At 45.0% G+C, this 6,846-nt stretch carries 5 protein-coding genes; 4 read left to right on the forward strand and 1 reads right to left on the reverse strand.

Annotated elements, in window-relative coordinates; translation table 11 throughout:
• The first annotated feature begins 247 nt into the window (after positions 1-247).
• The 3 genes from KIH41_RS06550 to KIH41_RS06560 all read left to right on the forward strand — a co-directional run bounded on the left by KIH41_RS06550 (position 248) and on the right by KIH41_RS06560 (position 4,407).
• Positions 248-3,037, forward strand: coding sequence for a T9SS type B sorting domain-containing protein (locus KIH41_RS06550; protein WP_214161919.1), 2,790 nt, complete (start codon positions 248-250; stop codon positions 3,035-3,037).
• A 129-nt stretch (positions 3,038-3,166) separates the two neighbouring features.
• Positions 3,167-4,042 (forward strand): ACP S-malonyltransferase, encoded by an 876-nt coding sequence (gene fabD / locus KIH41_RS06555; protein ID WP_213943786.1) that lies wholly within the window; start codon positions 3,167-3,169, stop codon positions 4,040-4,042.
• A gap of 92 nt (positions 4,043-4,134) precedes the next feature.
• The gene (locus KIH41_RS06560; protein WP_213943785.1) at positions 4,135-4,407 is read left to right on the forward strand and encodes a DUF4242 domain-containing protein; all 273 of its coding nucleotides are present in this window, start codon (positions 4,135-4,137) and stop codon (positions 4,405-4,407) included.
• 31 nt (positions 4,408-4,438) lie between these two features.
• Here the strand turns inward: KIH41_RS06560 and folK are convergent, their stop codons facing one another.
• Positions 4,439-4,921, reverse strand: a complete 483-nt coding sequence (gene folK, locus KIH41_RS06565) for a 2-amino-4-hydroxy-6-hydroxymethyldihydropteridine diphosphokinase (protein ID WP_214161920.1) — start codon at positions 4,919-4,921, stop codon at positions 4,439-4,441.
• Between the two features lie 83 nt (positions 4,922-5,004).
• On the opposite strand from folK, the gene sppA reads away from it, so the two are divergent.
• A complete protein-coding gene (gene sppA, locus KIH41_RS06570; RefSeq protein ID WP_214161921.1) occupies positions 5,005-6,771 on the forward strand; it encodes a signal peptide peptidase SppA in 1,767 nt (588 codons plus the stop codon).
• Positions 6,772-6,846: the final 75 nt, after the last annotated feature.

The raw sequence follows: 6,846 nt of genomic DNA on the forward strand, positions 1-6,846 counted from the left end.
TAGTATAGATTGTTTTTAAATTTTAAACTTGACCGCCAAATTTACATTTGGAAAACTTATCAAACAATCTATCCCTACCCTTTAATCTTATTTTAAAACGTTCTAAATAACCCTTTTCTGGCGATGTTTTCCCTGCAATTGGTGATCAATTCTACAACCAAGCGGTTAATTTTTTGGTTTTCGTTTCATTAATAATTGTACTTGCTTAACTTTAATCCGTATACTAACAGTAGTTAAGTCACCTTTTATGAAATTCAGATCTTTATTTTTCCTTACGCTGTGTTTTCTATTTGCTATTCAGTACCAGGCATCCGCTACCCATATAAGGGCCGGGGAAATCATTGCAGAGAGGATTTCTACCCAATCACTGACCTATAGAATCACCGTAGTAGGCTACACCGACACCGGTTCCCAGGTCCGTTTTGGTCCGGGAAATATTAATTTTGGAGATGGCACCACGGTCCAGCTTAACACTGAAAGCGACATCTCTTTTTCCGAGCCTTTAGGAAACCAGATTGAAAAGAACACCTTTGTGGTCACTCATACCTACCAGGGTCCCGGCAATTACACCATCCGTTTTATGGAGTTTAACCGTAATGACGGGACACTCAATATGGACAATTCGGTGGACACGCCTTTTTATGTAGAGACCTTCATCCGAATAGACCCGTTTTTTGGAGTCAACAATTCTCCCATCTTAACCATTCCCCCAGTAGACAATGGCGCCGTAAACGTGCGGTACATTCACAACCCAGGAGCTTATGATCCTGACGGGGACAGTTTGGCCTATAATTTTGACGAAAGGGTAATTGTACCCAACCAGGAATTTCAAAGACCGGTAAACAACTACAGAAGCCCTGGTTCAAGTGAATTCAGTTTCCAGCGGGAGGATGGATCTGCCAATCCGTTTATTTCGATGGACCCCCTCACGGGTGATCTGATTTGGGATGCCCCTGGGATAGCGGGGCAATATAATATAGCTTTCAGAATAGAGGAATGGCGTAGAATCAATGGGGAGTATGAAATGATCGGCTATGTGGTGCGTGATATGCAGATTATTATTGAACACACGGACAACCGAAGGCCTGAACTCATCCTTCCCCCCGACCTCTGCGTGGAAGCGGGTACTAGGATAGAGGAAATCATACAGGGAAGTGATCCCGATGGTGATGACATTAGAATTGAGGTTTTTGGCGACCCTATTGAAATATCCAGTTCACCTGCTACTTATAGTCCGGTTGCCGTATTCCAGTCTTCCCCAGGTGTGATCAATTTCGACTGGCAGACCGTGTGTAATCACGTAAGGGAAAGAACCTATCAAGTACGAATACGAATAACAGACCGGCCGGAGTCGGGGCCGGCGCTAGTGGATATTCGAACATGGAACATTACCGTCATCGGGCCACCTCCAGTCATAGAGGAGGTCGAACAGCAACCTGGCAGGAGTGCCCAGATAAGTTGGGACCCTTACTCATGTAGCGGCTCCGCCGAGGAAATGCAAGTCTGGCGGAGGTTAAATAGCGACCCATACGAACCTGATGAATGTGAAACCGGCATTAGAGACGGTTGGGAACTGATCGGCACCACCGATATGGAGACCTTCAGTTTTCTAGATGATAATGAGCGCCAAGGCCTTAGCCCAGGCAACACGTATTGCTACAGACTGGTTTCTACTTTTCCGCAGCCAAGAAGTGGAGAAAGTATAGTATCTGAGGAATTTTGTATCACCCTGGACGTGGATGTGCCTGTGATCACCAATGTGGACATAGACCAAACGGACACAGAGAACGGTGAAATAATTGTGCGTTGGACACCTCCATACGATATTGATACCGAAGAATTCCCTGGCCCATATACTTATGAGTTGATCCGAGCGCAAAGCTTTACGGGTAATGACAACGAAGCAAGTGTAATTACCACTTCGGATACCTTGTTTACCGACACCGGCTTAAATACCGTCGGTCAGATTTACAATTACAGGGTTATCCTGCTAAATGGTGGAGAGAGAATAGACACCTCAAGCAGGGCCTCATCCGTTAGGCTTGAGCCAACTATTTTGAATGAAGCCATTGAGCTGAATTGGGAATTCCAGGTACCTTGGAACAACTCCATGAGCCAATATCCGCATAGGGTTTACCGTAACCGAACCGACCCGGACTCTTCTGATGAGGAGACCTTTACCCTGATCGGGGAAGTAAATGTAACTTCCGAAGGTTTTACCTTCTTTGATGACGGAAGCCACAATGGAGTACCTTTGAACAAGAATATTGAATACTGCTATTATGTAGAAACACTGGGAGCGTATAACATCGAAATCCTGGAATACCCATTGGTCAACCGCTCGCAAGTGGTGTGCGTGAGACCAGATGATGACAGGCTCCCCTGCCCTCCCGTATTGACTTATGAGGGACCTGAGTGTACTTCATTCTTGGCGGACAAGCCTTGTAATTTCAGCAATTTCTACCATGACCTAAGCTGGGAACCGGATGTAAGTGGGGACTGTGACGATGAATTGAGTCAGTATAGACTGTTCTTTTCCGAGACAGGTCAGGAAAACACATTTGAGCAAATAGGCACATTCAGTTCCAGCACACTAAGAACCCGAATTGAGGGTCTGAGTAGCTTGAAAGGTTGCTATTACCTTGTGGCCGTGGACAGGTCTGGAAATGTCAGTGACCCGAGTGAGATCGTTTGTATTGACAATTGTCCAAATTATGAGCTGCCAAACGTGTTTACGCCTAATTCCGACGGGGTGAATGACACCTTCAGGGCCTTTGATAATCCTTTTGAAAAATGCCCCCGCTTTGTAGAGGCGGTGGAAATCAAAATCTACAACCGCTGGGGAGTCCAGGTTTTTGAATACAACTCAAGAACCAGCGCAGAGGGCAGTATCTACATCAACTGGGACGGGCACGACCAAAACGGCAAAGAACTGCCTGCAGGAACTTATTTTTATTCCGGCACCGTCCAGTTTGACACCCTTGATGAAGGTATCAGAGAACAGAAGCTGAAAGGAAATATCCAGATTATAAGGTAAAAGACCGGAAACTGAAGACGGGAGCCCGAAGAAGGAATAAATTCGGTCTTCCGTCTTCGGTCTTCTTTCATTTAATCCATCCTTATTATATTTGCACCCAATCGAGCATTTAAACCAAACCACCTATTTATGAAAGCATATATTTTCCCTGGACAAGGGGCACAGTTTGTAGGGATGGGAAAAGACCTTTATGAATCCAACCCGGAGGCAAAAAGGATTTTTGACCATGCCAATGAAATTCTTGGCTTCAATATCACCGACATCATGTTCAATGGCACTGAAGAGGACCTTAAGCAAACCAAGGTAACCCAGCCGGCCATATTTATACATTCCGTAATTTTGGCGGAGACCTCTCCAAACTTCAACCCAGACATGGTTGCAGGTCACTCATTGGGTGAGTTTTCAGCTTTGGTTGCCAATGGTGTGTTATCATTTGATGATGCTTTGAAGTTAGTTTACCAAAGGGCTTTGGCCATGCAGGAGGCTTGCGAGATCAATCCAAGCACAATGGCGGCAATCTTGGGGCTTGAAGATTCCAAAGTGGAAGAAATTTGTGCCAGCATTAAAGATGAAGTGGTAGTGGCAGCCAATTACAACTGCCCAGGCCAATTGGTAATTTCTGGAAGTAATAAAGGCATTGAAATAGCCTGCGAGAAAATGAAGGAAGCGGGCGCAAAAAGAGCCCTCCCACTTCCAGTGGGCGGTGCTTTCCACTCTCCGCTAATGGAGCCTGCCAGAGAGAAACTGCAGAAAGCCATTGAGGCCACTACTTTCAATCGGCCTAAATGCCCCATCTACCAAAACGTAAGTACCACTGCGGTAACCGATGTGGATAGAATCAAAGAAAACCTCATCGCCCAGCTAACGGCTCCCGTAAAGTGGACGCAGTCTGTCCAAAATATGGTGGCTGACGGGGCCACGGAGTTTATCGAAAGCGGACCAGGAAAAGTCCTTCAAGGTTTGGTGAAAAAAATCCACCGCGAAGCAGAAGTTTCCAGTATCTAAAGTTATAGAAGCCATCTTCGGGTGGCTTTTTTTAGGGCTGTTTTTTTCGTAAATTAAGGTTCTGTTCTAAGAGCATTTTGCCAAAATAAACCATGCCTAAATACCTAATTGAACGGGAAGTTCCAGGCGCAGGCAAGCTGTCTGCCGAGGAACTAAAGGCCATTTCACAGACCTCCTGTGGAGTGTTGGAAAAATTGGGTCCAGCTGTACAATGGATCCACAGCTATGTAGCTGGAGACAAAATTTACTGCGTGTACATTTCGCCCAATGAGGAGCTTCTTCGTGAGCATGCCAAGCTGGGAGGTTTTCCGGCCAATGTCATCACCGAGGTGAAATCAATCATTGATCCAGTCACTGCAGAATGATCAAAAAAAGACCGATGGGGATCGGTCTTTTTTATTGGTCCAATTGGCTCACCTCACTTCTATCCAAACATTCCTCCAGCAACTTACGGGTACTTTTCCCAAAAACAGGATGGACAAAGTCCGGCAAAATCTCTACTAAAGGAATAAGCACAAATCGTCGATCCTGCATCAAAGGATGAGGAATGGTAAGGTTTTCTGATTGGATCACCAGATCTTCATAATAGATCAAATCAATATCCATGGTACGATCTCCCCACTTTTGCTCCCTCACCCTGTCAAGCTTTTGCTCAATTCCCAAAATCACTTCCAATACTTCCTGTGCGGGCATATCAGTATCCACCACCATGGCCTGATTTAGATAGGCTTGCTGGGAGTCTGTTCCCCAAGGGGCTGTCTTATACACGGCGGAAAGCTTTTTGATGGAGAAAACTTTTTGTATTTCGGAGTTGGCTCGGGACAAATATTTCAACCTATCCCCTATATTTCCCCCGAGCAATAAAACTACTTGACTCATACTGGTGTTTATAGTGTGATTTATAGCAGGAATTCACAAAAAAAGAATTAATTTCGACTATTCTATTAATAATCAGTTCTCTTATGCGATTTTTAAGTAATGTCTTGGCTACCATTGTAGGATTGCTCCTATTCACGGTTATCGCCTTCTTTATCTTCATAGGCTTCATCGGCATTGTGGCTTCCTCCGAAGATAAAGTAAACATCAAAGACAACACCCTTCTCCACATCAACCTTGAAAACAAGCTTCTAGTGGAAAGGGCGCTGGAAGACCCATTGGCGATTCCTTCCATCGGGCCTTTCTCTTCAGTACCCTCAGTAGGATTAAACGAACTTAAGACGGCTATCAGAACGGCCAAAGATAACGATAATATCAAAGGCATCTACCTTCAGACTGGCGTAATGCTCGGAGGAGGACCAGCCTTACTGTTGGAATTACGCGATGAATTGGAGGCCTTTAAGGAATCTGGAAAGTTTATCGTTTCGTATGGCGAATTATTTACCGAAGGAGGTTACTTTCTTTCCTCGGTAGCTGATGAGGTTTACCTCAATCCCATGGGAGCCTTGGAATTTAACGGACTTTCCTCCACCTCTATATTTTTCACCAACCTTTTCAAAAAGCTTGAGGTGGAGCCTGTAATTTTCAGAGTAGGTGAATTCAAAAGTGCAGTAGAGCCTTTCATGCTGGAGAAAATGAGTGAGGAGAATAGGCTTCAGACGGCTGTATTTTTAAACGACCTCAATGATTTTGCCCTTCAGAAAATATCAGCAAACAGAAACATTGAATTAGCCAGGCTGAAAGAAATCAATGATCAGATGCTTGTCCGCAAAAACCAAGACGCCTTGGATCTTAAGCTTGTGGATGGGCTTTGGTACAGCGATCAAGTCGGTGACTTGTTAAGGGAAAAGCTTGGAATGAAGGAAGACGAAGACATCCGCACGGTGAATGTCACCAACATAAATAAAACGGCGGAAACTAAAAACAGGTCTTCCAAAAACCGAATTGCCGTGATCGTGGCTGAAGGTGAAATTGTATCTGGTGATAGTGAAGGGGCTATTGGCAGCCGCAAATTTGCAAATGAACTGAGAAAAGCCAGAAAAGACAAGGACATCAAAGCCATTGTTTTGAGAGTCAATAGTCCTGGAGGCTCTGTATTGGCTTCTGAGGTGATCTGGAGGGAGATGGCCGAGGCCAAAAAAGAAAAGCCTGTAATTGCTTCCATGTCGGAGCTTGCCGCATCTGGAGGATATTATATTTCCGCTCCTGCCGACACCATCGTAGCCCAGCCCAACACCATCACGGGTTCGATCGGGATTTTTGGTTTGTGGTTTAACATGCAAGGCTTATTAAACAACAAATTGGGCATCACCACCGATGAGGTGGGCACTGGTGAATACTCTGACTTCATGAACCCAACACGCCCAATCAGCCCAGCTGAAAAGCAAATTGTGCAAAACCAAGTAGAAGACGGCTATGACACCTTTCTCCAAAGAGTGGCTGACGGCAGAAATATGACTAAAGAACAGGTAATGGAAGTTGCCTCAGGTCGGGTTTGGAGTGGACTGCAGGCTAAGGAAAACGGCTTGGTGGACATCCTCGGAGGATTGGATGATGCGGTGAGAATCGCTGCTGAAAAAGCTGGGGTAGCGGATGATTATAGAGTGCTATATTACCCAGAGCAAAAAACATTTATCGAAAGGTTTTTGAGTGAGTTTTCCAGGGACGTTCAGAGCAGATACATGAAGTTCAAACTGGGAAGCGATCAATATTTTCTTTATCAACAGCTAGAGCGAATCAAGAAGTACGATGGACTGATGGTAAGATTGCCTTTTGATATTGAGATTAGGTAGGAGACGGGAGACCCTGTAAGAAAATGGCCACAAAGGCCAGTAGAGTAGAGCGGTCAGGGTCTAATTTAAACCCTG

Origin of the sequence: Litoribacter ruber (genome assembly GCF_018500185.1) — a bacterium.
Taxonomy (GTDB): domain Bacteria; phylum Bacteroidota; class Bacteroidia; order Cytophagales; family Cyclobacteriaceae; genus Litoribacter; species Litoribacter ruber.

Excerpts from the sequence above, each read along its gene's own strand:
- KIH41_RS06550 (WP_214161919.1), top strand. The coding sequence starts at position 248 with ATGAAATTCAGATCTTTATTTTTCCTTACGCTGTGTTTTCTATTTGCT.
- KIH41_RS06560 (WP_213943785.1), top strand. The coding sequence starts at position 4,135 with ATGCCTAAATACCTAATTGAACGGGAAGTTCCAGGCGCAGGCAAGCTG.
- sppA (WP_214161921.1), top strand. The coding sequence starts at position 5,005 with ATGCGATTTTTAAGTAATGTCTTGGCTACCATTGTAGGATTGCTCCTA.
- folK (WP_214161920.1), bottom strand. The coding sequence starts at position 4,921 with ATGAGTCAAGTAGTTTTATTGCTCGGGGGAAATATAGGGGATAGGTTG.
- fabD (WP_213943786.1), top strand. The coding sequence starts at position 3,167 with ATGAAAGCATATATTTTCCCTGGACAAGGGGCACAGTTTGTAGGGATG.